Source organism: Streptomyces sp. SID486, assembly GCF_009865385.1.
In the GTDB taxonomy this organism is placed as follows: Bacteria; Actinomycetota; Actinomycetes; order Streptomycetales; family Streptomycetaceae; genus Streptomyces.
This window is the reverse complement of record NZ_WWJT01000374.1, coordinates 1-26316: the sequence shown is the minus strand read 5'-3', so window position 1 is coordinate 26316 and position 26316 is coordinate 1. Positions and strand designations below refer to the sequence as shown.

General features: G+C 71.4%; 20 protein-coding genes, 2 pseudogenes and 1 riboswitch. Of the genes and pseudogenes, 9 read left to right on the top strand and 13 right to left on the bottom strand.

Annotated features, from left to right (window positions below; translation table 11 throughout):
• Positions 1-261 precede the first annotated feature (261 nt).
• On the top strand, positions 262-2808 hold the full coding sequence (locus GT045_RS17505) for an ATP-dependent Clp protease ATP-binding subunit (RefSeq protein ID WP_161334742.1): 2547 nt from the start codon (positions 262-264) through the stop codon (positions 2806-2808).
• 211 nt (positions 2809-3019) lie between these two features.
• Here the strand turns inward: GT045_RS17505 and ggt are convergent, their stop codons facing one another.
• Both ggt and GT045_RS17495 read right to left on the bottom strand, forming a co-directional pair.
• Positions 3020-4822 carry a gamma-glutamyltransferase gene (ggt, locus tag GT045_RS17500; RefSeq protein ID WP_161298796.1) on the bottom strand — a complete coding sequence of 601 codons (1803 nt, stop codon included), beginning with the start codon at positions 4820-4822 and terminating at the stop codon, positions 3020-3022.
• 192 nt (positions 4823-5014) lie between these two features.
• Positions 5015-5770, bottom strand: coding sequence for a hypothetical protein (locus GT045_RS17495; RefSeq protein ID WP_161334741.1), 756 nt, complete (start codon positions 5768-5770; stop codon positions 5015-5017).
• Between the two features lie 425 nt (positions 5771-6195).
• Between GT045_RS17495 and GT045_RS17490 the strand changes: the two genes are divergently transcribed.
• Positions 6196-6948 (top strand): hypothetical protein, encoded by a 753-nt coding sequence (locus GT045_RS17490; RefSeq protein WP_161287221.1) that lies wholly within the window; start codon positions 6196-6198, stop codon positions 6946-6948.
• A gap of 106 nt (positions 6949-7054) precedes the next feature.
• Positions 7055-8620 (top strand): CocE/NonD family hydrolase, encoded by a 1566-nt coding sequence (locus tag GT045_RS17485; protein ID WP_161287220.1) that lies wholly within the window; start codon positions 7055-7057, stop codon positions 8618-8620.
• A gap of 49 nt (positions 8621-8669) precedes the next feature.
• Here GT045_RS17485 and GT045_RS17480 read toward each other — a convergent pair whose 3' ends face one another.
• The 10 genes and pseudogenes from GT045_RS17480 to GT045_RS40710 all read right to left on the bottom strand — a co-directional run.
• Positions 8670-9548: an amino acid ABC transporter permease gene (locus tag GT045_RS17480; protein ID WP_161334740.1), complete on the bottom strand. Its 879-nt coding sequence runs from the start codon at positions 9546-9548 to the stop codon at positions 8670-8672.
• Complete coding sequence (locus tag GT045_RS17475) at positions 9545-10189, bottom strand: amino acid ABC transporter permease (RefSeq protein ID WP_161334739.1); 645 nt, start codon at positions 10187-10189, stop codon at positions 9545-9547. The genes GT045_RS17480 and GT045_RS17475 overlap by 4 nt, the downstream gene beginning before the upstream one ends.
• Before the next feature lie 11 nt (positions 10190-10200).
• On the bottom strand, positions 10201-11112 hold the full coding sequence (locus GT045_RS17470) for a glutamate ABC transporter substrate-binding protein (RefSeq protein WP_161334738.1): 912 nt from the start codon (positions 11110-11112) through the stop codon (positions 10201-10203).
• An 18-nt stretch (positions 11113-11130) separates the two neighbouring features.
• Positions 11131-11874, bottom strand: a complete 744-nt coding sequence (locus GT045_RS17465) for an amino acid ABC transporter ATP-binding protein (RefSeq protein ID WP_161287216.1) — start codon at positions 11872-11874, stop codon at positions 11131-11133.
• A 136-nt stretch (positions 11875-12010) separates the two neighbouring features.
• Positions 12011-12430: a DUF6278 family protein gene (locus GT045_RS17460; RefSeq protein ID WP_161334737.1), complete on the bottom strand. Its 420-nt coding sequence runs from the start codon at positions 12428-12430 to the stop codon at positions 12011-12013.
• Between the two features lie 15 nt (positions 12431-12445).
• Positions 12446-13225 carry an exodeoxyribonuclease III gene (locus GT045_RS17455; protein ID WP_161287214.1) on the bottom strand — a complete coding sequence of 260 codons (780 nt, stop codon included), beginning with the start codon at positions 13223-13225 and terminating at the stop codon, positions 12446-12448.
• 45 nt (positions 13226-13270) lie between these two features.
• The gene (locus GT045_RS17450) at positions 13271-13906 is read right to left on the bottom strand and encodes an MBL fold metallo-hydrolase (protein ID WP_161334736.1); all 636 of its coding nucleotides are present in this window, start codon (positions 13904-13906) and stop codon (positions 13271-13273) included.
• A 37-nt stretch (positions 13907-13943) separates the two neighbouring features.
• The gene (locus GT045_RS17445; RefSeq protein WP_161334735.1) at positions 13944-15269 is read right to left on the bottom strand and encodes an alpha/beta fold hydrolase; all 1326 of its coding nucleotides are present in this window, start codon (positions 15267-15269) and stop codon (positions 13944-13946) included.
• A gap of 32 nt (positions 15270-15301) precedes the next feature.
• Positions 15302-16033, bottom strand: coding sequence for a transposase (locus GT045_RS40715; RefSeq protein ID WP_345942673.1), 732 nt, complete (start codon positions 16031-16033; stop codon positions 15302-15304).
• Between the two features lie 110 nt (positions 16034-16143).
• Positions 16144-16335: pseudogene (locus tag GT045_RS40710) on the bottom strand (transposase); the annotation flags it as partial.
• 912 nt (positions 16336-17247) lie between these two features.
• Here GT045_RS40710 and GT045_RS17435 point away from each other — a divergent pair.
• Positions 17248-18732 carry a GAF domain-containing SpoIIE family protein phosphatase gene (locus GT045_RS17435; protein WP_161334734.1) on the top strand — a complete coding sequence of 495 codons (1485 nt, stop codon included), beginning with the start codon at positions 17248-17250 and terminating at the stop codon, positions 18730-18732.
• An 8-nt stretch (positions 18733-18740) separates the two neighbouring features.
• A complete protein-coding gene (locus GT045_RS17430) occupies positions 18741-19223 on the top strand; it encodes an STAS domain-containing protein (protein ID WP_345942672.1) in 483 nt (160 codons plus the stop codon).
• Positions 19224-19662: 439 nt separating this feature from the next.
• Here GT045_RS17430 and GT045_RS17425 read toward each other — a convergent pair whose 3' ends face one another.
• Positions 19663-21081, bottom strand: a complete 1419-nt coding sequence (locus tag GT045_RS17425) for a helix-turn-helix transcriptional regulator (RefSeq protein ID WP_161334733.1) — start codon at positions 21079-21081, stop codon at positions 19663-19665.
• Positions 21082-21452: 371 nt separating this feature from the next.
• On the opposite strand from GT045_RS17425, the gene aceA reads away from it, so the two are divergent.
• From aceA to GT045_RS17400, 4 genes and pseudogenes are all read left to right on the top strand, one after another.
• Positions 21453-22736, top strand: coding sequence for an isocitrate lyase (aceA, locus tag GT045_RS17420; RefSeq protein WP_161334732.1), 1284 nt, complete (start codon positions 21453-21455; stop codon positions 22734-22736).
• A gap of 115 nt (positions 22737-22851) precedes the next feature.
• Complete coding sequence (gene aceB / locus GT045_RS17415) at positions 22852-24444, top strand: malate synthase A (RefSeq protein WP_161334731.1); 1593 nt, start codon at positions 22852-22854, stop codon at positions 24442-24444.
• Positions 24441-25310, top strand: a complete 870-nt coding sequence (locus tag GT045_RS17410) for a 3-hydroxybutyryl-CoA dehydrogenase (protein WP_161334730.1) — start codon at positions 24441-24443, stop codon at positions 25308-25310. The genes aceB and GT045_RS17410 overlap by 4 nt, the downstream gene beginning before the upstream one ends.
• A 239-nt stretch (positions 25311-25549) precedes the next feature.
• Positions 25550-25654: riboswitch (cobalamin riboswitch) on the top strand.
• A 35-nt stretch (positions 25655-25689) separates the two neighbouring features.
• Positions 25690-26316: pseudogene (locus GT045_RS17400) on the top strand (5-methyltetrahydropteroyltriglutamate--homocysteine S-methyltransferase); the annotation flags it as partial.

Sequence of the window (26316 nt, the reverse complement as noted above, 5' to 3'; positions counted from 1 at the left end):
GGCGCGACGGGGGGCGGCGCGACCAGGGGGCGGCACGGCGGCAGGCGGCGTGACGGCGAGCGGCACGGTACGGTCGGCGCGCTGAGAAGCCCCCGGTCCCCCGGGCTGCCCCGAGCGGCCGCGGTGCGTGGCCGTGCCGGCCGGGGCGGACCGCCGCGGGCGGACATGCCCGCCCCCACGGATCGTGTCATCGTGGGCATGAGCAACCCACCCCCGGGTTACCCGGTCGCTCCGCATGTCGTCAGCGAAGGAACCCACGCCATGACCAACGGCTACCCTCCTGACCCCTTCGGTGAGTTCATGGCCCGCTTCTTCGGCGGCCTGCCCGGCGGAGCGCAGGGGCCACGTCACATCGACATCGGCCGCCTGCTCAGCCAGCCGGCCCGGGAACTGGTCAGAGGAGCCGCCCAGTACGCCGCCGAGCACGGCAGCCGGGACCTGGACACCCAGCACCTGTTGCGCGCGGCCGTGTCGGCGGAACCCACCCGCAGCCTGCTGAGCCGGGCGGGAGCGGACCCGGACTCGCTCGCGACGGAGATCGACGACCGGGCCGGCCCGGTCCAGCACCCGGCGGGCGAGGCTCCGCCGCCGGCCTCGCTGTCGCTGACCCCGGCCGTCAAGCGCGCCCTGCTGGACGCGCACGACATGGCCCGGGCCAGCGGCGCCGGATACATCGGCCCGGAGCACGTGCTGAGCGCGCTGGCCTCGAACCCGGACTCCGCGGCCGGGCACATCCTGCACGCGGCCCGGTTCTCGGCGGGCGGCCTGCCGCCCGAGCCCCCGGAGACCACGCAGCCGCGCCCGGAGCGGCAGCGGCCCACGGGCACGCCGACCCTCGACAAGTACGGCCGCGATCTGACCGACCTGGCCCGGCAGGGCCGCGTCGACCCGGTCATCGGCCGTGACTCGGAGATCGAGCAGACCATCGAGGTGCTGTCACGGCGGGGCAAGAACAACCCGGTCCTGATCGGGGACGCGGGCGTCGGCAAGACGGCCGTCGTCGAGGGCCTCGCCCAGCGCATCGCCGACGGAGACGTCCCGGACGTCCTGACGGGCCGCCGCGTCGTCGCCCTGGACCTCACCGGGGTCGTGGCCGGCACCCGCTACCGGGGCGACTTCGAGGAGCGGATGAACAACATCGTGGAGGAGATCCGCGCCCACTCCGACCGGCTGATCGTGTTCATCGACGAGCTGCACACCGTCGTCGGCGCCGGCTCCGGCGGCGAGGGCGGCGCGCTGGACGCCGGCAACATCCTCAAGCCGGCCCTGGCCCGGGGCGAGCTGCACATCGTGGGCGCGACCACGCTGGAGGAGTTCCGCCGGATCGAGAAGGACGCGGCGCTGGCCCGCCGGTTCCAGCCGATCCTGGTGCCCGAGCCGACCGTCGAGGACACCGTCGAGATCCTGCGCGGGCTGCGCGACCGGTACGAGGCGCACCACCAGGTGCAGTACACCGACGAGGCGCTGGTCGCCGCCGTGGAGCTGTCCGACCGTTACCTCACCGACCGGCGGCTGCCGGACAAGGCGATCGACCTGATCGATCAGGCGGGCGCCCGGGTCCGGCTCGGAGCCGGCACGAAGGGCACGGACGTCCGCGCGCTGGAGCGCTCGGTGGAACAGCTGGTCCGGGACAAGGACCAGGCGGTGGCGGACGAGGACTACGAGCAGGCCAAACAGCTACGGGACCGGATCGCCGAACTGAAGCGGCAGATCGTCGAGGCCGGCCACGAGGACAAAGCCGACGAGGGGCAGCTGGAGGTGACGGCCGAGGCCATCGCCGAGGTGGTGTCCCGGCAGACCGGCATCCCGGTCAGCCGCCTGACCCAGGAGGAGAAGGAGCGGCTCCTCGGCCTCGAGGAGCACCTGCACCGGCGCGTGGTCGGCCAGGAGGAGGCCGTCGCCGTGGTGTCCGAGGCGGTGCTGCGCTCCCGCGCGGGGCTCGCCAGTCCGCGCCGGCCGATCGGCAGCTTCCTCTTCCTCGGCCCGACCGGCGTCGGCAAGACCGAGCTGGCCCGGGCACTCGCGGAGGCCCTGTTCGGCAGCGAGGACCGCATGGTCCGCCTCGACATGAGCGAGTACCAGGAACGGCACACCGTCTCCCGGCTGGTGGGCGCCCCGCCCGGGTACGTCGGCCACGAGGAGGCCGGACAGCTCACCGAGGTGGTGCGCCGGCACCCGTACTCGCTGCTCCTGCTGGACGAGGTGGAGAAGGCGCACCCCGACGTCTTCAACATCCTGCTCCAGGTGCTCGACGACGGCCGGCTGACCGACTCGCAGGGGCGGACCGTGGACTTCACCAACACGGTCATCGTGATGACCAGCAACCTGGGCTCCGAGGCGATCACCCGGCGCGGCGCCGGGATCGGGTTCGGGCCGGGTGGTGCGGACGCCGACGAGGAGGCGCGGCGCGAGCAGATCCTGCGGCCGCTGCGTGAGCACTTCCGGCCGGAGTTCCTCAACCGGATCGACGAGATCGTGGTCTTCCGGCAGTTGACCGGCGAGCAGCTGCGGCGGATCACCGACCTGCTGCTGGAGAGCACCCGGCGGCTGCTGGACGGACAGGGCGTGCACGTCGAGTTCACGGACGCGGCCGTCGACTGGCTCGCCGAGCGTGGCTACCAGCCGGAGTACGGTGCCCGTCCGCTGCGCCGCACCATCCAGCGCGAGGTGGACAACCGGCTGTCCCGGCTGCTGCTGAACGGCACGGTCTCCGAGGGCGACCGGGTCACGGTGGACGTGGCCGACGGACGGCTGGACTTCCGTACCGGCGAGGCCCCCGGGCAAGCCCCACCGGTGACGCAGACGTGACACCCCGTGAGATCCGGCCGGCGCAGACGTGAGACCCCGTGCGATCCGGCCGGAGGCGCGGGACCTGTCGCACGGCTCCGGCCGGAACCACGGAACCCGGCCGGAGCCCCGGAGCCTGCCACGGAGTCCAGCCGGAGCCGCGGGACCCGCCACCGAGCCCGGCCGGAGCCCCGGAGCCTGCCACCGAGCCCGGCCGGAGCCGCGAGACGACCTACCGGACCGGGTCCACCACCATCGCCGAGCCGCCACCGCGCCGTACCTTCTCGGCGGCGGCCAGCCACTTGCCGTTCGCCAGCCGCTGCACGCCGGTCGCCGCGCCGATCTCGGGGTTGAGCGAGAAGGAGTGGCCGATGGCCTCCAGCCGTTTCCTCAGGTCGCTGTCGTAGAGGGCGGGTTCGAGTTCCGTCTTCGCCGCGTTGCGCTGGCTGGCGCGCGGTGCGGCGATGGCGTCGACCAGCGGCAGATGCCGGTCGAGGAACCCGGTCAGGGTCTGCAGCACGGTGGTGACAATGGTGGCGCCGCCGGGCGAGCCGAGCGCCACCACGGGCCGCTGGTGCCGGTCCAGCACGATCGTCGGGGAGATCGAGGAGCGCGGGCGCTTGCCCGGGCCCGGCAGGTTCGGGTCGTGCACGGCGGGGTCGGCCGGGGCGAAGGAGAAGTCGGTCAGCTCGTTGTTGAGCAGGAAGCCCCGGCCGGGGACGGTGATGCCGCTGCCGCCGGTCTGCTCGATGGTGAGCGTGTAGGCGACGACGTTGCCCCACTTGTCGGCCACGGTCAGATGGGTGGTGTTCTCGCCCTCGTACGTCGTCGGGGCCGCCTTGTCGCCCTTGCCGCAGGCCGCCGGGTGCCGTGGGTCGCCCGGGGCGAGCGGGCTGGTGAGCACCGCGTCGTTCTTGATCAGGCAGGCGCGGGAGTCGGCGTACCGCTGTGACAGCAGCTGCCTGGTCGGTACGTCCTCGAAGGCCGGGTCGCCGACCCAGCGCCCCCGGTCGGCGAAGGAGATCCGGCTCGCCTCGATGAAGTGGTGCAGGTACTGCACCTCGCTCGCCTTGGAGAGGTCGGTGCGCTCCAGGATGTTGAGCGCCTCGCCGACCGTGGTGCCGCCGGAGGAGGAGGGCGCGATGGAGTACACGTCCAGGCCGCGGTACGACGTGCGGGTGGGCGCCTGGAGCTTGGCGCGGTAGACGGCGAAGTCCTTCTCGGCCAGCTTGCCGGGGCGGGCCTTCCAGCCCGAGGCGGGGTCCACCGGCGGGTGTTCGACGGTGTCGACGATGTCGTCGCCGATGTCGCCGCGGTAGACCGCGCCGACGCCCTTGCGGCCCAGTTCCTCGTAGGTGCGGGCGAGTTCGGGGTTCTTCAGGGTGGAGCCGACGACGGGCAGCCGTCCGTTCGGCAGGAACAGCTTCGCGGTGTCCGGGAAGTAGCGGAACCGGGTCTCGTTGGACGCCGTCTGCGAGCGGAAGGTGTCGTCCACGGTGAAGCCGTCACGGGCCAGCCGCTCGGCCGGCCGCAGCAGGGTGCCGAGCCGCTTGCTGCCCCACCGGTCCAGCGCCGTCTGCCAGGTGGCGGGGGTGCCCGGCGTGCCGACGCTCAATCCGCTGCTGACGGCGTCGGCGAAGGCGAGCGGCTTGCCGTTCTCGGTGAACAGGCCGGAGTCCGCGCTGAGCGGTGCGGTCTCGCGGCCGTCGATGGTGTGCACGGTGCGCGACTTGGCGTCGTAGTAGACGAAGTAGCCGCCTCCGCCGATGCCGGCGGAGTAGGGCTCGGTCACGCCGAGCGCGGCGGCGGTGGCGACGGCCGCGTCGACCGCGTTGCCGCCGTTGCGGAGCACCTCCGTACCGGCCGCCGAGGCGTCCGCGTCGACGCTGGCGACGGCTCCGCCGTAGCCGACGGCCACGGGAGTCTTTCTGGGCGTCCCGCTCGCCGTCGCGGTGGGTGGCGCCGCCGCCCCCACCGAGACCACGGCGGCCGAGACCACCAGAACCGCCAGTTTCCGCGTACCTGGACGCCTCATGCGTACCTCCCGTCGGGGCCGTCCAGCCTAGCGCCCCGGCGGGGCGCGGGAAACCGCGCGACCAGCCACGACGGTGCCGTCTGCGCGAAGGCCGGGCGGACCGGGCTCCATCGCGGGCGGCCCGGCCCCGCCGAGGGTGATCGGATCGGTCAGCCCCCGCGCGGTCGGCGTCCGGCCGCGGTTGGCCAGCCGTCACACGCATTCAGCTGTGGGGCTCACGGGAGTCCAGGACGAGGAGCCCTGAGCATTGACCGCCCGAACCTGGAAGCACGTTCGGTACACGATGGGCTGGTACCAGAAGGTGTGACTCGAGTCGGGCGCCAGACGGGCGATCTGACCGGTACTCGTGTTGAGGATCTCGTAGCCGGTCTCGTCGGTCGCCTGGTCCACCCAGTCGAGAGAGATCTTCCCGCTGTTCCCTGGTACGCGGCCGGCGACCAGGTTCGAAGGCTCGGGTGGCGCTCCGGGGTTCTGCCCCACGGTGAAGTCCGCCGTGGCCGTGTCGTTCGAGTGGAATTCATCGTTCCATACCTCGAAGAGCAACCGCCGGGACTGGCCCTCTCCGGTGACCGTGGACCGGGAGTCGGCGCCGTCGAGGTCGAGATTGTCGCAGGTCGACCCCTCGTAGAGTTTCAGCCGGGCTTTGGTGACGACTTCTTCCGACTCGGTGAGCCGGAGATCGACCCGTAGCTCTCCGCGCGCCTGGTCACCCGCGCACCCCTTCACCCAGAAGTGCTCGGTCGGCCGAGCATGCGTGAGCACGAGGTGCTTGCTGAAGTCGACGATCTCGGTGTGGCTCGGCGAGAGGAAGCTGCAGCACTCGTAGACCCGTAGATGCCCGTGTGCGAAGACGGCGTGGACCTGGGCCGCCCCGGCGGGCTCCGCCGCGCCGGCGAACGGGATCGGGGCCAGCAGCACCGCGATCGCCGCGAGACGTGGAACCTTCATTTCCGGACCTCGCAGACACTGAAGTCCAGCCGGACGGACCCCGGTCCGCCGGCAGGTGTCCCCGAAGAAGCGCTCCCCTCCCCAGAATCACACCGCGGCAAGGTGGACGCATCCCCGGGGGGGAAGGCCCGTGAGGCGCTCCTCGTCGGCCGGGAGCCGCAGCCGAGAGCCGCCTCACATGACGCCGGTGTCCGATCCTCACATGATGCCCGTGTTCGGTCCTCGGCCTCGATCACGACGGAGGCGCAGAAGCGGCACCGGCCGTGCAGCGGGGCGCCCTCGGCGGGCGCGTACGCCGCTGCCGGACTTCGCCGGGCGGTGTGCACCCGTCGCCGGTACGGGCCCGCGCTTCGCCCGGTCGCCGCGCCGCGGGGCGGCCGGCGGCGCATGGCGGCGGCACGGCGCAGCGCATACCATGCGCGGCCATGAACGACGACGTGCGCAACATCGTCCTGGGCCTGATAGCCGCCGGCATCTCGGCCGCGCTGGGCTGGCTGTCCCGGACGTACCTGTGGAGGCGCCGGCTGCGCCGCAAGCAGGCGTTCTTCGGCCTGCCGGAGCACTCCGAGGCTCTGCTGGTGGTCAACCACAAGGCGGGCGGTCCGGAGACGTCGGTGACGCGTCACGACGTGTTCGCCCTGCTGGAGCTGGCGGCCCTCGTGAAGGACTGCGACGCGCACGTGCAGGTCGTCGGGCATGACGCCATCCGGCAGGGCTTCGGCGAGCGGACGGAGTTCTGCGTCGGCGGCCCCTACTCGAACAGCCGGACGGCCGCCCACCTCTCCTCTCTGCTGCCGGGAGCGCGGATGAACGTCGAGACCGACGCCGGCCCGGCCCTCGGCGCCCTGCGGATCGGCGGGGAGGAGTACCGCATGGAGCGCGGCCGGTCCGAGTTCGTGCTGCTCGCCCGGATCACCGCGGGCGGACACGGCGCGGGCCGGCCGGTGTTCCTCTTCTGCGGCCAGCGGGCCATCACCAACCAGGCGGCCACCCGCTATCTCGCCCGCCACCACGAGCGGCTGCACCGCAAGTACGGCACCGGTTCCTTCGTCCTGCTGCTGAAGGTGCTCAACTCACAGGCGTACGGCCCCGACGTGGTGGAGCTGGTGGCGGACGTGACGCGGACGGCGCTGCGCCCCGCGCCCGCCCCGGAGTCCGCCGACGCGACCGCTCAGTGATTCAACAATCTTTACCGGCACGTAACTTACCGACGGGTTACTTGCGGTAAGGAGCCACGGTTACCGTCGGGTCACTTTGTCACCGAGCCAAGTGAAGGAGTGACCCATGGGACGAGGTCGCACCGCGCCGCGCACCTGCGCCGCCGGAGCCGTCTGCGCGGCGCTGATCGCCGGTTCCGTCGTCGGGCTGGCACCGGCGGCGCAGGCCGCCCCGTCCGTCCGCTTCGTCGACATCGCAGGCGAGGGCGGGACGGTACTGAAGGCGAACGTCGTCACACCCGCCGGAGCCGACGACGCGCACCGCTACCCGCTCATCGTGCTGCCCACGAGCTGGGCCCTGCCCCAGGTGGAGTACATCGCCCAGGCGCGCGAACTCGCCGACGCCGGCTACGTGGTGCTCACCTACAACGTGCGTGGCTTCTGGCAGTCCGGCGGTCGGATAGAAGTGGCCGGTCCGCCCGACACAGCGGACGCCTCCAAGGTCATCGACTGGGCCCTCGCGCACACTCCGGCCGACCCCGGGCACGTCGGCATGGCGGGGGTGTCGTACGGAGCCGGGATCAGCCTGCTCACCGCGGCCCAGGACAAGCGCGTCAGGGCCGTCGCCGCGCTCAGCGGCTGGGCCGACCTGATCGACTCGATCTACTCCGGCCGCACCCAGCACCTCCAGGCGGCGGCCGTACTGGACGGCGCGGCCACCCTCACCGGCCGCGAGAGCGCGGAGCTGCGCGAGATCTTCGACAACCTGTACGCCTCCGACCTCACCACGGAACAGCAGATGATCGACTGGGGGCGGAAACGTTCCGCCGCGACCTACGTCGACCAGCTGAACAAGAACGGCGCCGCGGTCATGCTCGCCAACGCCTGGGGCGACACGGTCTTCCCGGCGAACCAGTACGCCTCCTTCTACGAGAAGCTGACCGTCCCCAAGCGGCTCCAGCTGCGCCCCGGCGACCACGCCACGCCGGAGCTGACCGGCCTGTTCGGGCTGCCCAACGACGTGTGGACGGACACCGGGCGCTGGTTCGACCACTACCTCAAGGGCACCGACAACGGCGTCGACCGCGAGCAGCCGGTCCGGCTGAAGTCCCGTAGCGCGGGGGGATACGAGGGCTACCCGGACTGGAAGTCGGTCACCGCCACCCGCAGGAAGCTGGCGCTCACCGGTTCCACCACCATCCACGCCAACGTCGACTCCGGCGCGGACGGCGGGATCGTCTTCCTCTCCAGCATCCTGGACCAGGTCGCCCAGCTGCCGCCGATGGCCTCGATGCCGCTGCTGCCGCGCCGCTGGGCGGCCGTCTGGCAGTCGGAGCGGTACGGCGCCACCCAGCGGGTGCGCGGCACGGCCCACCTGCACACCACCCTCACCCCGACCGGGGAGAGCGGCACCCTCGTCGCCTACCTGTACGACGTGGGCCCGCTCGGCATCGGCAAGCTGGTCACGCACGCGCCCTACACCTGGCACGGACGGACGCCCGGCGCGCCGTTCGGCGTGGACCTGGACCTGTTCTCCACGGCCTACGACGTACCCGCCGGGCACCGCCTCGCCATGGTGGTCGACACCGTCGACCCGCTCTACGCCGAGCACAACCCGTCCGGCGCGCAGCTGACCTTCTCCTCACCCGAGGACGACCCGTCGTACGTGTCCGTCCCGCTCGGCGAGCAGTGATCTCCGGCTGCCGCCGGACGAGCCTGGCCCGTGTGAACTGCCGCCCCCCTTATGGTTTCGGGGCCATGGGGGGCTCCCCACCCGGCAGCAGCGCCCCAGGGCCGGCCGTGGCGACCGCCACGGCATCGGTCTTGGGGCTGCGCTGCTCACGGCGGGACACCCAGCCGGCGAACCACGAGAGCAGCATGCACATCCCGATGTAGATCGGCGAGATCACCATCACCACGGGGATGAACGGCAAATCGTAGTCGAGGTTGGAGGCGATGAGCTTCCCGGCATGGAGGAACTCCTCGTAGGTGATGAGAAAGCCGAGGGACGTGTCCTTCAGGGCGACCACCAGCTGGCTGATGATGGCCGGCAGCATGGCGCGTACCGCCTGGGGGACGAGGACGTACGCCATGACGTGCGTCTTGCGCATGCCGAGCGCGAACGCGGCCTCCCGCTGGCCGCGTTCGACGGCGTTCACGCCCGAGCGGAAGACCTCGGCGAGGACGGAACCGTTGTAGAGGGTCAGACCGGCGACCAGGGCGGGCAGCGGCTGGACCTTCAGCGCCACGAAGATGAAGAAGATCATCACGAGGACGGGCATGGCGCGGAAGAACTCGACGACGAGTGCGCTCAGCCTGCGCACCGGCCGGTGGTCGGACAGCCGGCCGGTGGCCAGCAGACCGCCGAGGGCGAGGGAGAGCACGGCCGTGAGCGCGAACGCCTTGAGGGTGTTGCCGAGGCCGCGCAGCAGCAGTTCCTGGATGCCCTGGTACGCGAAGGGCCGCCACTTGGTGGACGTGAACTGCCCGGTGTGGAAGAGCAGGTACAGGACCCAGGCGACGAGCGCGAGGATGACGAGGACGGACAGGACGCCGTAGAGGCGGTGCCGTCGGCGGGTGTGCGGGCCGGGGACGTCGTAGAGCGCGGTGGCCGCGGTCATCGGGCGACTCCGAACGTCCGCTCCAGCACGTGGAACAGGGCGCTGATGGCGAGCGTGATGATCAGGTAGCCGACGGCGATCCAGACGAACGTCCAGACGATGTTGTAGCCGAGTTCGCTGAGCGTCCGGTACGTGCCGAGCAGTTCGGTCACGCTGAACGCGCCCGCGATGGCCGAGTTCTTGGCGAGCGCGATGAGGTTGGAGCCGACGGGCGGGATCACGGAGCGGAACGCCTGCGGCAGCACGACCAGGGTGAGGGTCTGCGCGAAGGACATCCCGAGGCTGCGGGCCGCCTCGCCCTGCCCGGTGGGGACGGTGTTGATGCCGGAGCGCAGCGCCTCGCAGATGAACGCCGAGGTGTAGCAGCCCAGGGCGAGGACCGCGAACACCTCGAAGGGCAGCAGGAGTCCGAAGCGGGGCAGTCCGAGCAGCACCGCGAAGAACAGCAGGGTCAGCGGGGTGTTGCGCAGCACGGTGACCCACGCGGTGCCGAAGACCCTCAGGGAGCCGACGGGCGCTACCCGGAAGGACGCCATCACGAACCCCAGGGCGAGGGCCAGCAGGGAGGCGTACACGGTCAGTTCGAGCGTGCCGAGGAAGCCTTCGCCGTAGGTCGAGAAGTTGTCTGTCAGTACCTTCATGCCGTCCTCGCTCAGGTCGCCGGGTAGCGGTCGATGGCGGGCGGGTGGGGGGCGGGCACGCCCGAGAGGCCGAGCGTGGCGTCGTACGCCTTCTTCCAGTCGCCGTTCTTCTCCCGTGCCTCCAGTGCGTCGTCGAGGGCGAAGCGCAGGGCGTTGTCGGTGCGCGGGACGCCGATGCCGTACGGCTCCGCGGAGAAGGGCCGGCCGACGACCTTGAGTTCGTCGGGGGCCTTGGCCGCGTAGCCGATGAGGATGGCGTCGTCGGTGGTGACGGCGTCGACCTGGTAGGTGAGGAGGTTGTCGACGCAGACCGAGTAGGTGTCGTAGGCGACCAGGACCGCCTTCGGGTAGTCGTCCTTGATGCGCTGGTACGGCGTGGAACCGGCCGCGGAGCAGACGCGCTTGCCGGCGAGGTCCTGCGGGCCGTGGATGTCGTTCTCGTCCTTGCGCACGAGGAGCGCCTGTCCTGCCATGTAGTAGGGGCCGGCGAAGCCGACCAGCTTCCTGCGGCCCGCGTTGATGGTGTAGGTGCCGACGTAGTAGTCGATCTGGCCGTTCTGGAGGGCGGTCTCGCGGTTGGCGGAGGCGATCGTGCGGAAGCGGACCGTGTCCGGCGCGAGACCGAGGGAGGCGGACATCATCTTGGCGATCTCGATGTCGAAGCCGGAGTAGGTGCCGGTCGCCGGGTCCTTCTCGCCGAGGTAGGGCTGGTCCTCCTTGGCGCCGACGACGAAGTAGCCGCGCCGCTTCGCCCGGCTCCAGGTCGGGGAGCCGGGCAGGCTGAAGTCGCGGGCCACCCGGTAGTGCGGGAGCCGCTCGGGCGCCGGGCCCTTGCCGGGCGGGCTGCCCTCCCTGCCGCAGGCGGTGGCGAGCAGGGCGAGGAACGCGCACAGGGCGCGGGGGGCACGGGTGGTACGGAACACGGGTCGCACTCCCCCGGGTCAGTGCTTGAGGATCTTGGAGAGGAAGTCCTTGGCGCGGTCGCTCCTCGGGTTCGTGAAGAACGCCTCCGGGCTGCGGTCCTCGACGATGCGGCCGTCGGCCATGAAGACGACGCGGTTGGCGGAGGCCCGCGCGAAGCCCATCTCGTGGGTGACGACGATCATGGTCATACCGTCCCGGGCGAGCTGCCGCATCACCTCCAGCACCTCGTTGATCATCTCGGGGTCGAGGGCCGAGGTGGGCTCGTCGAAGAGCATCGCCTTGGGCTCCATGGCGAGCGCGCGGGCGATGGCGACACGCTGCTGCTGGCCGCCGGAGAGCTGGGCGGGGTACTTGCCGGCCTGGTTCAGCAGGCCCACCCGGTCGAGGAGTTCGCGGGAGCGGCGGTCGGCCTCGTCCCGCTTGCGCCGCCGGACCTTGACCTGGGCGAGGGAGACGTTCTGCAGGACCGTCTTGTGGGCGAAGAGGTTGAAGGACTGGAAGACCATGCCGACCTCGGCACGGAGCCGGGCGAGGGCCCTGCCCTCCGCGGGCAGCGGCTGCCCGTCGAGCGTGATGGTGCCGGACTCGATCGTCTCCAGCCGGTTGACCGTCCTGCACAGCGTCGACTTGCCCGAGCCGGAGGGACCGATGACGACGACCACCTCGCCCTTGCCGACAGTGAGGTCGATGTCCCGCAGGACGTGCAACTGCCCGTAGTACTTGTTGACGTTCCGCAGTTCGATCAACGGATCGGCGGCCATCCGCAGCCCTACTCACTTTCAGCCGTGTCGTGGTTGCCGCAACCTATCCAGACGACCGCGGAGTTGAGGAACGACACGCACTTTCCGGGCATTAGCCGTATTTACGTCAGCGGGGCGGGGTGACGGCCCCGCCGGATCAGCTCCCGGCGATCTCGGCGTACAGCTGGGACAGCTCGGGAACCCCGGTCGCGGCCCACTCCTGCCCGGCCGGCACCACCTCGACGGTACGGCCGGAGGGGAGCCGGACGACGGGTTCGCCGTGGGAGAGGATCCGCCACTCGGCACCGGGCACGGTGCGCACCACGACCGTGCCCAGGTACAGCCCGGCGTCGTGGGCCAGCCACGGCAGGATCTCGGGGTCGTCCCGCCAGCGCGGGACCATCTGGTCCAGGGCCTCCAGAGAGGCCGGGGTGTCGTCGAGGCGGACGCCCGCCCGGGCCGCCTGCGAGCGGAGCAGCTCGCACTCGGACAGCAGCTCGGCGACCGCCTCGGGGTCGGCGGGCACCGCCGCCTCACCGTTCTTCTTGTGCCGGGAGCCCGGGAACGGAAGGTGCATGGACCCAGCGTGGCATCACACGTCCAGGTCGACCACCACCGGCGCATGGTCGGAGGCGCCCTTGCCCTTGCGCTCCTCGCGGTCGACGTAGGCGTCCTTGACGGCCCGGGCGAACGGCTCGTTGCCGTAGACCAGGTCGATGCGCATGCCGCGGTTCTTCGGGAAGCAGAGCTGGCGGTAGTCCCAGTACGTGAACGGGTGGTCGTACTTCAGCGGGCGCGGCACGACGTCGGTCAGGCCCGCCTCCCGCAGGTCGGCGAGCGCGGCGCGCTCGGCCGGGGTGACGTGGGTGGCGCCCTCGAAGGCGGCCGGGTCGAAGACGTCGTCGTCCGTCGGCGCGACGTTGTAGTCGCCCAGCACGGCGAACGGGCGGTCCGACCGCGCGTCGGCGGCCACGGCAGCCTTCAGGGCCTCGAACCACAGGAGCTTGTACGCGTAGTGCGGGTGGCCCACCTCGCGGCCGTTGGGCACGTACACCGACCGGACGCGGACCGGGCCGCAGGTCGCCGCGATGGCGCGCGGCTCGGTCACGCCCTCGTAGCCCGGGTCGCCGGGCAGGCCCTTGACCACGTCCTCGATGCCGACGCGGGAGAGCACCGCCACGCCGTTCCACCGGCCGGTCGCGTGGACCGCGGCCTCGTACCCCAGCTCGCGCAGCTGGTCGGACGGGAACTGGTCCTCGGCGACCTTGGCCTCCTGGAGGCACAGCACGTCGGTGCCGCTGCTCTCCAGCCAGGCCAGCAGCCGGGGAAGGCGGGCGGTGATCGAGTTCACGTTCCAGGTGGCGATGCGCATGTCCCACAACCTACCTGGCGGGTGTGACAACGCCGGCTCGCCCGCTCAGACCTCCGTGGAGGCCCCGGGGGCGAGCCGCTGGTGGTCGGTGCCGCCCAGGGCGCCGATCTGGTTGTCGTAGATGGGGCGGGCGAGGTCGGTGAGCAGGGCGTCGTGGACGTCGTAGGCGCGCCGCGGGCGGACCTCGCGGACGTAGTCGATGACCTCGGAGATCTTGTTCCAGGGGGCCATCACGGGCAGCATCAGCGTCTCCACGGGACCGTCCGGGACGGTGAGCGCGTCGCCGGGGTGGAAGACCTTCCCCGCGTCGATCAGGTAGCCGACGTTGGTGATGCGGGGGATGTCCGGGTGGATCACCGCGTGCAGCTCGCCGTGCACCTGTACCTCGAAGCCGGCGGCGGTGAAGGTGTCCCCGTGGCCGACGGTGTGCACCCGGCCCGGGAAGGCCGCCGAGATCCGGTCGGCGACGGACCGCAGGGTCCAGATCCGGGCGGCCGGGTTCGCCTCCAGTGCGGCGCGCAGCCGGCCCTCGTCGAAGTGGTCCGGGTGCTCGTGCGTGACCAGGATCGCGTCCGCACCGACCGCCGCGTCCTCCTCGGAGAACCCGCCCGGGTCGATGACGAGCGTCCGCCCCTCCTTGTCGAGGCGGACGCAGGCGTGGGACTTCTTCGTGAGCTTCATGCCTCACCATCCTGCCCCGTGCGGGCCGGGCGCGGCGTCACTCCGCGGGCGTGGTCTCCTCCCGGATGACCCGCTGGGCCACCCGGAACGCGCTGCTCGCGGCCGGCACCCCGCAGTGGACGGCCGTCTGGAGCAGCACCTCCTTGATCTCGTCCGGGGTGAGACCGTTGCGCAGCGCCGCCCGGGTGTGGAAGGCCAGGTCCTCCAGGTGGCCGCCGGCGACCAGCGCGGTGAGCGTGATGCAGCTGCGGGTACGGCGGTCCAGGCCCGGCCGGCCCCAGATCTCGCCCCAGGCGTAGCGGGTGACGAACTCCTGGAAGTCACCGGAGAACCCGTCGGACTCCGCCAGGACCTGGTCCACGTGTGCGTCGCCGAGGACCTCGCGGCGGATCTTCAGCCCGGTCTCGTACCGGTCGGGCCGCCCGGCGGCCTGGGCGGGCCCGGCGGCCGGGCCGATCTCCGCGACCGGCGCGGGCTGCGGCGCGGCCGGGACCGGCACCGGGGCCGCGGCCGCGGGGACCGCCTGGGGGACCGGGGCCGCCTGGGCGTTCGGCAGGACCGTCTGCCCGGTGTCGAAGGGCTGCTGCCACGCGGTGGAGAAGTGGTGGACGAGCAGGTCGGTGACGGCGGCGGGCTGCTCGACCGGCACCAGGTGGGAGGCGCCGGGGACGACCGCGAGCCGGGCGTCCGGTATGCCGGCGACCAGGGTGCGGGCCTCGGCGGGACCGGTGACCTGGTCGTCGGAGCCCACCAGGACCATGGTCGGCACGCCGACCCGGCCCAGCTCGGCCCGCACGTCGAAGGCGGCGAGGGCCTCGCAGGCGGCGACGTAGCAGCCCGGGTCGGTGGTGCGGACCATCTGCACGGCCCACTCGGTGATGGCGGGCTGCGCGGCGGCGAACCCGCCGGTGAACCAGCGGTCCGGGGAGGTCCGGGCGATCGGGTCGAGCCCGTTGGTGCGGACGACCACCCCGCGCTGCCGGAACTCGTCGGCGGTGCCGAACCGGGGCGAGGCCGCGACCAGCGCGAGTGAGGCGAGCCGCTCGGGGTGGCGCAGGGCCAGCTCGATACCGACGGCGCCGCCCAGCGCGCAGCCGGCGTACCCGAAGCGCTGCACGCCGAGCGCGTCCAGCGTGGCCAGCAGCCGGCCGGTCAGCTCGGCGACCGAGCCGGCCGGGTGTGCGGGCGCCCCGCCGTGACCGGGCAGGTCGAACCGGAAGACCCGCCACTGCTCGGCCAGCTCAGGGACCTGGCGGTCCCACATGTGCCATGTGGTGCCCAGTGAGGGACCCAGGATCAGGACCGGAGCGTCTTCTGGCCCGTCAAAGCGGTATTGCAGGGTGTTCGGGGGTGTCTCACTCACGCCCCAGACCCTCTCACGTCTCACGACTGCCCCTATAACGCGGGGGCGCGGGAAACCGGTCTGACCAGGTTGAACAACTCGCGGGCGGCATATCGCTCGAGGCATCGGACGACCTCGCGTCGGGTCTCGCCTTCCTGGGTGCGGCGTTCGTAGTACGCCTGGGTACGGGGGTCGTGGCGCAGGCGGGTGAACACGATGCGGTGCAGGGCGGCGTTGGCCTGACGGTCGCCGCCGTGGTTGAGCCGACGCGTGCTCCGACGGCCGGAGGGGTACTCGATGGGGCTGACTCCGCAAAGGGCAGCAAAGGACGCCTCGGTGTTCAGCCGCTCGGGGTTGTCCCCCATGGTGATCAGCAGGGTGACGGCGCTGTCTGGGCCGATGCCTACCCGTTCGAGGAGCTGTGGGGCGTGGCGTTCGACGAGCCGCGTCAGGCGTTGGTTCAGCTCGTCGATCTGCGCGGTGAGCTGTTCGATGCGTTCGGCGAGCATGCGCAACGTGATGTGGGTGGCCTGGGTCACCGAGTCCTCGCCTCCCTCATCGTCGGTTGGGCTGAGGCGCGCGCAGGTGCGGAACAGCTTGGCGTTGCCGAGGCTGGACAGCTGTTCCCGCAGGGCGGGGTCGGCGATGACCAGGACGGCCTTGAGCTGGTTGATCGCCTGGGTACGGGCCTTGACCGCGGAGTCTTTGGCGAGCTTGAAGATCCGGGCGCTGTGCACCGGGCCGTCCCCGGGCTTGGCCCGGGCCCGGGCGCGACCGCTGAGCACGGCCCGCGCGGCAGCTGCGCGTCGAGCGGGCCCGACTTCCCGAGCAGTCGGCGGGCCGAGCGGTCGGGCCGGTTCACTTCGAACACCTGGATCTGCTGGGCCAGCAGATAGCGGGACAGGCCCGCGCCGAAGGTGCCGGTGCCCTCCGCACCGGCCCGGCGCACCGTCCCCCGCTTACGGGCCCACACGAGCAGCTGCCGGTAGCCGGCCGCCGTGGCTGGAAAGGACTCCGTGCCCAGGATCTTCCCGAGCGGGGAGACCACGGCGGCGACATGCACCTCGCCGTGCGTGTCCACGCCCATGACAACCTCGCGCCGAACGGGAGAATCCGTGCTCGAGGAGGAGCTGCGCTGTCGTCTCGTCATGGTGGTTCGCCTCCCCCGTGGTGACGTGCTGGATGGATGACACCGGCCCGCTCGGGCGGTCTGAACCGTGATGGCGCCGGATCTCAAGAGTCAGACCCCCGTCCGGGACGGCATCGCGCAACCGTCCCATCGATCCCGGCGCGTCCCGACCACAGCCGGATGGCTTCGCCCGAACCAGTGCCCCACCTGGCCGGAGCAGGCTGAGAACGAGTCGAATCCCCGCCCACTCGTGACCGGCAATGACGGACAGCCGTCCGGTCCGCCTTACAGTCGCCCTTCATCGATCATCTCTTGGAGCGTCAAACGAGCGTCACGGGTCCGGCCTGCCCGCACTTCCACGAACCTCGCTGGAAGGGAGGCTCCACTGGACCGGCGATGCGTTCGGTCGCTGTCACGCGGGCCGTCTGGTGCCAACGGCATGGGCGAGGGCCGCGTCGAGGAGCTGACGGAGTCCGTGGCGAGGGTCGGCGCCACGAGGGCAAGGAGTGCCATGTTCGGCGAGGAGCGACAGGACGCGGTGTCCCCGTAGAGGATCGCCGAGGAGCAGGGAAGCCGGTGACGGGCCGAGGTCGGGCCCGTGGCACGGTAGCCGTACGGCGGGCCCGTCCCATGCGGGTGCCTGGAGGCCGTAGGCGGTCAGCTGTCGGCATCACCGAGGTCATCCCCCCTCACCCGACCCTGAGGACGGTGCCTGAAGCGTTGTCCCACCGTTCGACGGGGCAGCAGGCGCGGGGCGCCGCTGCCGGAAGCCCGGTTGACGACGGCATTGGCGTTCGGGTGTGTGGTCCATTTAGGCTGCGCCGGTTCGTGCCGTTCACGGCGGCAGCCCATCGACGGAGAGGAAAGCCGATGATGCAGCAGGCATCGGCCACCGACCCGGCTCCCGGGCGCCGCCCCGAGCTGGTCCCCGACCCGGATGCCGAAGCGGCTCGGATTGCGGCCGTGCGCCGCTACGACATCCTCGACACTCCGCCCGACGGGGCGTTCGACCGGGTGGCGGCGATGGCCGCCCGCCTCTTCGACGTGCCGGTGGCCACCGTCACGATCGTGGACACCGACCGCATCTGGTTCAAGGCCGCCCACGGCCTGGAGGGTGTCGCGGAGATCGGCCGTGATCCGGGCCTGTGCGGCTCGGCGATCCTGCGCGATGACACGATGGTCATCCCCGACACCCTCAAAGACCCCGTCGCGGCGGACAATCCGCTGGTCGCCGGAGAGATGGGCGTGCGTTTCTACGCCGCCGCACCGATCATCACCCCCGACGGGCACAAGCTGGGCACGGTCAACGTCCTCGACACCCGGCCGCGCTCGATCACCGAGGAGGACACCGCCACCCTTGCCGATCTCGCCGCGATCGTGCTGGACGAGATGGAGCTGCGGCTGTCGGCGCTGCGCGCCCTGCGCGACGAGCAGGCCCGCCGGGAAGCGGAGCAGCGGCACGCCGAGGCGGAACGGGCGCGGGCCGAGGCGGAACGGGCGGCGCGGGAGAAGGCGGAGCAGGACAAGGCCGCCATCGCCGCGTTCGCCTCCACCCTCCAGCGCACCCTGCTGCCCCCGGCCCTTCCCGTGGTGCCGGGCCTGGAACTGGCCTGCCACTACCGCACCGCCTCCGCCCACGACGTGGGCGGCGACTTCTACGACGTCTTCCCCCTCGACGGCGACCGGTGGGCGTTCTTCCTCGGTGACGTGTGCGGCAAGGGCCCCGAGGCGGCGACCGTCACCGCCCTGGCCCGCCACACCCTGCGCGCCACGGCCCAGATCGACGCCGACCCCGTCGCCGTGCTGAGCGGGCTCAACACCATGCTGCTCACCGACGTCACCGCCGGCCGCCGCTTCTGCACCGTCCTCTTCGGCCTCCTCGAGCCCCGGGAGGACGGCGGCTTCACCGTCACCCTCGCCGCCGGCGGCCACCCGCCGGCCTACCACCTGCGCCCCGACGACAGCGGCGCCGTCTGGGTGCGGGCCGTACGCCCCAAGGGCGGCATGCTCGTCGGCGCCTTTCCCCAGGCGCCCTTCGCCCAGACCACCTTCTCCCTGACGGCCGGGGAAAGCCTGTTCCTCTACACCGACGGGCTGATCGAAGCTCGCACCACCGAGGGCGCCATGCTCGGTGACGACGGCCTGACCGGCTTCCTCCACCAGCGCACCGGGCCCGTCACCGCCGCCTCCCTGATCGAGGACAGCATCACTCTGCTGGCCTCGCTGCCCGACGGAGCCGGCGACGACGTGGCCCTGTTGGCCCTGTCCGTCCCCGACCCCCACACCACACCCGACGGCGGTGTCGCTGCCACCGCCCACACCGGCGCCGCGCCCGAACACCTCGGCCAGGAGTGACGACCGACGTGACCGACACGCTGCGGCTGACCGTCCAGCACCCCCGTCCCGGCCTCGCGATCGTCACGGTCGCCGGTGACGTGGACATGCACACCGCGGAGACCCTGCGCCGCGACGCCTCGGAGATCATCCAGCAGAGGTGTCCGCACCTGGTTCTGGACCTGTCACAGGTCGGTTTTTGCGACTCCGCCGGTCTGAGCGCGCTCATCGGACTCTGGCACACGGCCCAGGCAGCCGACGGTGCACTCAGACTCGCCGACATCCCCGACCGCCTGATGCGAATGCTCACCCTCACCGGCGTCGACACAGTCCTGCCGGTCCATGCCACCACCAGCGAAGCAGTCACCGCCATGATCGCCGACAAGCCCACCAGCGCAGGGCCGCAGGGCTCCGTCGACCGTGTGACCACCGTCGGCGGGGCTGGTGAGCCGGCCGAAGGGGAACACATGGCCTGCGACAGCCCTCATAACTCCTCCGCGAGCCTGAGCTGATCGCGTCGACGCGTCGCGATGGGGAGTCTGTACCAGCGATCGAGCCCGGCGCTCTTACCGCAACACCCCGTGCCGGCTGTCCCGTTCCCCCGGTGCCCCGGCGGCCCACGAGCCACAGGCAGCATCGGCGCCTTGGCTACGCAACCGGCGTTCTTCTTCCTTGGGTGATATGGAAGAGATACTGCGCGTCGCCGTGAGCCGGCTGCCCGGCGGACGTCCGGGCGGCAGTCAGGCTCACGTGGGGACTTTGAGCGAGCGAATGGGCCGACGCCCCCGGCCGCGCCCTCGAAGAGCAGCTCTCCCAGATCGCACGGGAGGTCACGCTGCGCGGCGAAGCCGCCGAACGCAGACGCCAGGACGAGGCGCACACAACCGCGGCCTGAGGCCGTTTCGAGCGGATCTGTAGATACACAGAGCGTCGAACGAGCGTCATCGGTCCTCAGTCACCTGCGGCATGTTGGGCATCGGACACGGGGTACGGCACGAAGGTGCTGGTGTTCTGGTCGATCCGCAGCTGATGACCAAGGGGTGGCGCGGCCCGTTGGGGGCAGTCGAGGCGCTCGCAGACGCGGCAGCCCATGCCGATCGGGGTGGCGGCGGAGGCGCTGGTGAGGTGGAGACCGTCGGAGTAGACGACGCGGTGGGCGTGGCGGATCTCGCAGCCGAGCCCGATGGCGAAGGTCTTGCCGGGTTCGCCCCAGCCGCCGCGGTGCCGGGTGACGGCTCGCGCGGTCCACAAGTAGCGCTGGCCGTCGGGCATCTCGGCGATCTGGACGTGGATGCGGCCGGGGGCGGCGAACGCCTCGTAGATGTTCCACAGCGGGCAGGTGCCGCCGGCCCGGGAGAAGTGGAAGCCGGTGGCCGACTGCCGCTTGGACATGTTGCCGGCGCGGTCGACGCGGACGAAGGAGAACGGCACACCGCGAAGGCGGGGACGCTGGAGGGTGCTCAGGCGGTGGCAGACCGTCTCGTAACCGAGGCCGTAGCGGTCGGTGAGCCGCTCGATGTCGTACCGGACTTCTTCGGCGGCCGCGTGGAAGGCTCCGTACGGCAGGATCAGGGCCGCCGCGAAGTAGTTGGCGATGCCGATGCGGGCCAACGCGTGTGCTGGCGAGCCGACCTGGAAGTCTTCGGCGGCCTGCCGGTCCAGTTCCTCGCCGTACTCGAGCAGGGCGAGCTGCGTAGCCATCCGGAAGGCTCGCTGACCGGGGCGCAGGCGGCTGGACATACAAAGGGTGCGGGTGGCTTGGTCATAGCGGTGGAGGTGGTCGCCGGCGTCGGCCGAGAGGTGGATGCCGTGCCTCTTGGCGAGGCTGTTCGTCAGGGCCTGTACGACCTCGCCGGGCCGGATGCCGACCTCCTCGGCCAACCGCTCGGCCGCGAGGTCGGTGTCGTGGAGGTAGTTCTGGCGGCGGTAGAAGAAGTCGCGGATCTCCTCGTGGGGTGAGCGGGGTGTCTCCCCGGCCGGGTCGCGGCCGTCAGTCGTGCCGGTCAGGCGCTCGGCCAGTAGTTGGTTGCGGCGGCCCAGGTCGAGGAGGACCTGCGCGACCGCAGGCAGCCGCGAGGCCAGTTCGGCGAGGTCGGAAGAGGAGATGCGGGCGTTCGCGATGTCGCGCGTCAGCGCCTCGCGCAGGTCGGCGACGAGACGGGTCGTGTCGCGTTCCGAGAAGAAGCCCGGGTCGACGCCGAACGTCTCCGTCAGCCTGAGCAGGACGGGCACGGTGAGCGGACGGGAATCGTGCTCCATCTGGTTGAGGTAGCTCGGCGAGATGCCCAGCAGGCGGGCGAGCTCCGCCTGGCTCATGCGGCGCTCCTCGCGCAGCCGCCGCAGGCGCGCTCCCGCGTAGGTCTTGCCCACCGTGATCCTCCCTGTCCGGTACCTCGGAAGTGTAGGCCAGACGGCGGCACCGGCCGCCTTCGCAAGGTTGGCAAAAGACGGCGAGAAGATTCGCAGAAGTTGGCAGGTGTCCACGGTTGATGGCACTCAGTGCCAGTGCCAGAGTTCCAGTGCGGCCCGCCGGACCTTGGCAGGCATCGCCGGATCCGGGACTCAACTCAGTGCCCTGACATTGAGTTTCCGGTAGTGGTGGTGGTCTGCGACAGCATTGCTCGCTTTCGCCCCTTCGAGGAAACAGCGGGCCGCACCTCAGGACGACGACACACCGTGCCGTCTGTGAATCGAGCAGCACAGGCTTGGCAACAGCCTGGATCGAAGGAGACGTGACAGTCATGGCAGAGGCGAGGACACAGGCGGCCGAGGAACTCACGCGGCGCTGGGCCACCGACCCGCGCTGGCAGGGCATCGAGCGCACCTACAGCGCCGAAGACGTCGTCCGGCTCTCCGGCAGCGTCCGCGAGGAGCACACCCTGGCCCGGCGCGGTGCCGAGCGGCTGTGGCGCCAGCTGCACGAGCGGGACTACGTCCACGCGCTCGGCGCCCTGACCGGTGGGCAGGCGGTGCAGCAGGTGAAGGCCGGTCTGCAGGCCATCTACCTGTCCGGCTGGCAGGTCGCCGCCGACGCCAACCTGGCCGGCCACACCTACCCCGACCAGAGCCTCTACCCCGCCAACTCCGTTCCTCAGGTGGTCCGCCGGATCAACAACGCGCTCCTGCGCGCCGACCAGATCGCCACCGCGGAGAACGCCGGGGACACGACGGACTGGCTGGCCCCGATCGTCGCCGACGCGGAGGCCGGTTTCGGTGGTCCGCTGAACGCCTTCGAGCTGACCAAGGCGATGATCGCGGCGGGCGCGGCCGGCATCCACTACGAGGACCAGCTGGCCTCGGAGAAGAAGTGCGGCCACCTCGGCGGAAAGGTCCTGGTGCCGACCTCGCAGCACATCCGCACCCTGAACGCGGCCCGCCTCGCCGCGGACATCGCCGACGTGCCCACGGTCATCATCGCCCGCACCGACGCCCTCGCCGCCAACCTGCTCACCACCGACGTGGACGAGCGCGACGCCGAGTTCACCACCGGCGAGCGCACCGCCGAGGGCTTCTACCGGGTCCGCAACGGCATGGCACCCGTGATCGCCCGCGGCCTGGCCTACGCCCCCTACGCCGACCTGATCTGGGTCGAGACGGGCACGCCGGACCTGGCGCAGGCCCGCGAGTTCGCCGAGGCGATCCACGCGCAGTACCCGGACCAGATGCTCGCCTACAACTGCTCGCCCTCCTTCAACTGGAAGGCGGCGCTCGACGATGACCAGATCGCCAAGTTCCAGCGCGAGCTGGGCGCGATGGGCTACCGCTTCCAGTTCATCACGCTGGCCGGCTTCCACTCCCTGAACCACGGCATGTTCGACCTCGCCCGCGGCTACGCCGAGCACGGCATGACCGCATATGTGGACCTCCAGGAGCGGGAGTTCGCCGCACAGGCCCACGGCTTCACCGCCGTCAGGCACCAGCGCGAGGTCGGTACCGGCTACTTCGACCTGGTGTCCACAGCCGTCAACCCCGCCTCCTCGACGACCGCGCTGGCCGGTTCCACGGAGGAGGAACAGTTCCACTAGGCCGTCCCTTCGCGACCTGACCTGTCTGTACAAGGTGAGCGGGGGTCGCATGACAGTCCTCGTCCGGCCCCCGCTCCCCGAACCCGCCCACTCCGCCCCGCTCGCAGGAGAAGCGATGTCCACCAGTGCCCTGACCCGCCACGTCCACGTCCTCGCGCCCGCGGGCGAGCGTCACGACGAGATCCTCACACCCGCCGCCCTGGACTTCCTGGGCCACCTGGCCGCCGCCTTCGGTACCCGCCGGAACGACCTGATGAGGGAACGCCGCCGGCAGGTCCTGCGCCTGGCATCGGGCTCCCCGCTCGACTTCCCGATGGTCACCTCCGCCATCCGTGCCGACCCGTCGTGGCGGGTCGCACCACCCGCCCCCGGGCTGAGCGACCGGCGCGTCGAGATCACGGGCCCCCCGGACCGCCGCATGACGGTCAACGCCCTCAACTCCGGGGCCGCGGTCTGGATGGCCGACTTCGAGGACGCCACCGCGCCCACCTGGAACAACGTCATCAGCGGACAGCTGAACCTGCTGGACGCCATCGAGCGCCGCATCGACTTCACCACCCCCGAGGGCAAGGAGTACCGGCTCGGCGGACAGCTCGCCACCATCGTCGTACGGCCGCGCGGCTGGCATCTCGACGAGGAGCACCTGGAGTACGACGGCCGCCCCGTGCCCGCCGCGCTCGTCGACTTCGGTCTGTACTTCTTCCACTGCGCCCAGCGGCAGATCGACGCCGGGCAGGGCCCGTACTTCTACCTGCCCAAGCTGGAGAACCGCTACGAGGCCAGGCTCTGGAACGACATCTTCGTCACCGCCCAGGAACTGCTCGGCATCCCCCGCGGAACCGTCCGGGCCACCGTCCTCATCGAGACGATCACCGCCGCGTTCGAGATGGAGGAGATCCTCTACGAGCTGCGCGAGCACAGCTCCGGCCTCAACGCGGGGCGCTGGGACTACCTGTTCAGCGTGATCAAGACCTTCGGCCACCGCACCGACTTCCTCCTGCCCGACCGCGCCAAGGTCACGATGACCGCCCCCTTCATGCGCGCCTACACCGAACTCCTCGTCCGCACCTGCCACAAGCGCGGCGCACACGCCATCGGCGGCATGGCCGCACAGGTGCCGGACAAGGACCCGGCCGCCCATGAGGCCGCACTCGCCAAGGTCCGGCTGGACAAGGAGCGTGAGGCGGAAGACGGCTTCGACGGCTCCTGGGTCGCCCACCCCGCCCTCGTCCCCGTCTGCCGCGAGGTCTTCGACGACGTCCTCGGCGAACGCCCCCACCAGCTCGACCGGACACGCGACGACGTGGAGGTGACGGCGGCCGACCTGCTGTCGGTGCGCCGCATCAGCGGCCCCCCGACCATGGAGGGCGTCCGCACCAATGTCGCCGTCGCCCTGCGCTACTTCGCCGCCTGGCTGCGCGGCCAGGGCGCCGTCGCCCTGTACGGGCTCATGGAGGACGCGGCGACCGCCGAGATCGCCCGCGTGCAGATCTGGCAGTGGCTGCGCCATCGGGTGATCGACCGGGAGACGGTCCTCGGGCTGCTCGACGACGAGGCCGCCGCGCTCGGTGCCGCATACCCCTGGGCAGATGTCCAAGCGGCCCGCACGCTGTTCGAACGAACCGCTCTGGCAGCCGAGTTGCCGCTCTTCTTCACCCCTGACGCCTACGCCCGGCACCTCGTGCGCCGGACGGAGGCCAGGGCGTGAGCGGGGACATCCGGCGCATCGGCGTCGTGGGTGGCGGTCAGATGGGCGCCGGTGTCGCCGAGGTCTGCGCACGAGCGGGGCTCGACACCGTGGTGTGCGAGGTCGACGCCGTCGCGGCCCGAGCCGCGCGGGACCGGGTGGCGGCCTCCCTCGACCGCGCCGTCCGGCGCGGCAAGCTGGAGGAGTCCGCCGCGCAGAACGCCCTCACCCGCCTCGTCTTCACCGGCGACCTCGAAGACCTGGCCGACCGGCAGCTCGTCGTGGAGGCCGTGGTGGAGAACCCGGACGCCAAGACCGAGGTGTTCGCCGCCCTCGACAAGATCATCGAGGACCCCGCCGCCGTCCTCGCCACCAACACCTCCTCCCTCCCGGTCATGCGACTCGGCATGGCCACGAGCCGCGCTGACCGGGTCGTAGGACTGCACTTCTTCAACCCCGTCCCCGTGCTGCCGCTGGTGGAGGTCGTGACCTCGCTGCACACATCGGCCGACACGGCCGCCACGGTCGAGGATTTCGCGGCCCGCGTGCTCGGCAAGACCGTCATCCGTTCCCGGGACCGGGCCGGCTTCGTCGTCAACGCGCTGCTCATCCCCTATCTGCTGTCGGCGATCCGCATGGCGGAGTCAGGCTTCGCCACGGCCGCCGGCATCGACACCGGCATGGAGCTGGGCTGCGCCCACCCGATGGGCCCGCTGAAGCTCGCGGACCTGATCGGACTGGACACCGTCGCCTCGATCGCCGAGTCGCTCTACGACGAGTTCCGCGAGCCGCTCTACGCGCCTCCGCCGCTGCTCCAGCGGATGGTGGAGGCCGGACTCCTCGGCCGGAAGACCGGCAGAGGGTTCCACACCTACGACCGGGGCTGAGGGCCTGGTACGGCGCGGGCTGAGGGGCCCGCGCCGCCGCAGGGGATGAGGGTCCCCGGGCGGCGTGACGGGGGAAGGGCGGGAAGCGCGTGTGCGGCGGGCTTCCCGCCCTGTGCCCTGCCCTCGCTTCGGTCCACCTCACCGTCCGGATGGTGGACGTCCTGCTCCCTTGCCCGACGGTGGCCCCGTAGGGTGGCGGGAGCAGCTGGCTCGCCCCGTCCGCCAGGCGGGATGCGTCGTAAGAGGGAACCCGGTGGGAATCCGGGACTGCCCCGCAGCGGTGAGCGGGAACGACCGCCGTCATACGCACCGGGCCGTCTCCGTGACCACCAAGCCCGCAGCCGCGGCGGCACGGTCCACCGTGTACGGCTACCCCCGCCAGGGACAGAGCCGGGAACTGAAGAAGGCGATCGAGGGCTACTGGAAGGGGCGCGTCACCGCCGACGCCCTCCGAACTGGCCGCCAACCGCGCCGGCCTCGCCTCGCGAGCAGGCTCGCCCATCACCAACGACCCCGCCGTACGCTCCCGCGCCGCCGCTGTCACCGAGGCCGACGCCCGCCGCTCCCAGCCCTACGCCGAACGCACCGCGGCCCAGCGCGCCCACCTCCGCCTGCCCCTCCTGCCGACCACGACCATCGGCTCCTTCCCGCAGACCGGAGAACTGCGCACCGCGCGCGCCGACCTGCGCGCCGGGCGCATCGACACCGCCGGCTACGAGGAACGGATCAAGGCGGAGATCCAGGAGGTGATCGCCTTCCAGGAGAAGGCCGGCCTGGACGTCCTCGTGCACGGCGAGACCGAACGCAACGACATGGTCCAGTACTTCGCGGAGCAGCTCACCGGCTACCTCGCCACCCAGCACGGCTGGGTCCAGTCCCACGGCACCCGCTACGTCCGCCCGCCGATCCTCGCCGGTGACATCTCCCGCCCCGAGCCGATGACCGTCCGCTGGACGACGTACGCCCAGTCCCTCACGAGCCGCCCGGTCAAGGGCATGCTGACCGG

What these genes read in the sequence shown, in the direction of transcription:
- GT045_RS17505 (WP_161334742.1), top strand. Translation starts at nt 262, where the DNA reads ATGACCAACGGCTACCCTCCTGACCCCTTCGGTGAGTTCATGGCCCGC.
- ggt (WP_161298796.1), bottom strand. Translation starts at nt 4,822, where the DNA reads ATGAGGCGTCCAGGTACGCGGAAACTGGCGGTTCTGGTGGTCTCGGCC.
- GT045_RS17495 (WP_161334741.1), bottom strand. Translation starts at nt 5,770, where the DNA reads ATGAAGGTTCCACGTCTCGCGGCGATCGCGGTGCTGCTGGCCCCGATC.
- GT045_RS17490 (WP_161287221.1), top strand. Translation starts at nt 6,196, where the DNA reads ATGAACGACGACGTGCGCAACATCGTCCTGGGCCTGATAGCCGCCGGC.
- GT045_RS17485 (WP_161287220.1), top strand. Translation starts at nt 7,055, where the DNA reads ATGGGACGAGGTCGCACCGCGCCGCGCACCTGCGCCGCCGGAGCCGTC.
- GT045_RS17480 (WP_161334740.1), bottom strand. Translation starts at nt 9,548, where the DNA reads ATGACCGCGGCCACCGCGCTCTACGACGTCCCCGGCCCGCACACCCGC.
- GT045_RS17475 (WP_161334739.1), bottom strand. Translation starts at nt 10,189, where the DNA reads ATGAAGGTACTGACAGACAACTTCTCGACCTACGGCGAAGGCTTCCTC.
- GT045_RS17465 (WP_161287216.1), bottom strand. Translation starts at nt 11,874, where the DNA reads ATGGCCGCCGATCCGTTGATCGAACTGCGGAACGTCAACAAGTACTAC.
- GT045_RS17460 (WP_161334737.1), bottom strand. Translation starts at nt 12,430, where the DNA reads ATGCACCTTCCGTTCCCGGGCTCCCGGCACAAGAAGAACGGTGAGGCG.
- GT045_RS17455 (WP_161287214.1), bottom strand. Translation starts at nt 13,225, where the DNA reads ATGCGCATCGCCACCTGGAACGTGAACTCGATCACCGCCCGCCTTCCC.
- GT045_RS17450 (WP_161334736.1), bottom strand. Translation starts at nt 13,906, where the DNA reads ATGAAGCTCACGAAGAAGTCCCACGCCTGCGTCCGCCTCGACAAGGAG.
- GT045_RS17435 (WP_161334734.1), top strand. Translation starts at nt 17,248, where the DNA reads ATGATGCAGCAGGCATCGGCCACCGACCCGGCTCCCGGGCGCCGCCCC.
- aceA (WP_161334732.1), top strand. Translation starts at nt 21,453, where the DNA reads ATGGCAGAGGCGAGGACACAGGCGGCCGAGGAACTCACGCGGCGCTGG.
- aceB (WP_161334731.1), top strand. Translation starts at nt 22,852, where the DNA reads ATGTCCACCAGTGCCCTGACCCGCCACGTCCACGTCCTCGCGCCCGCG.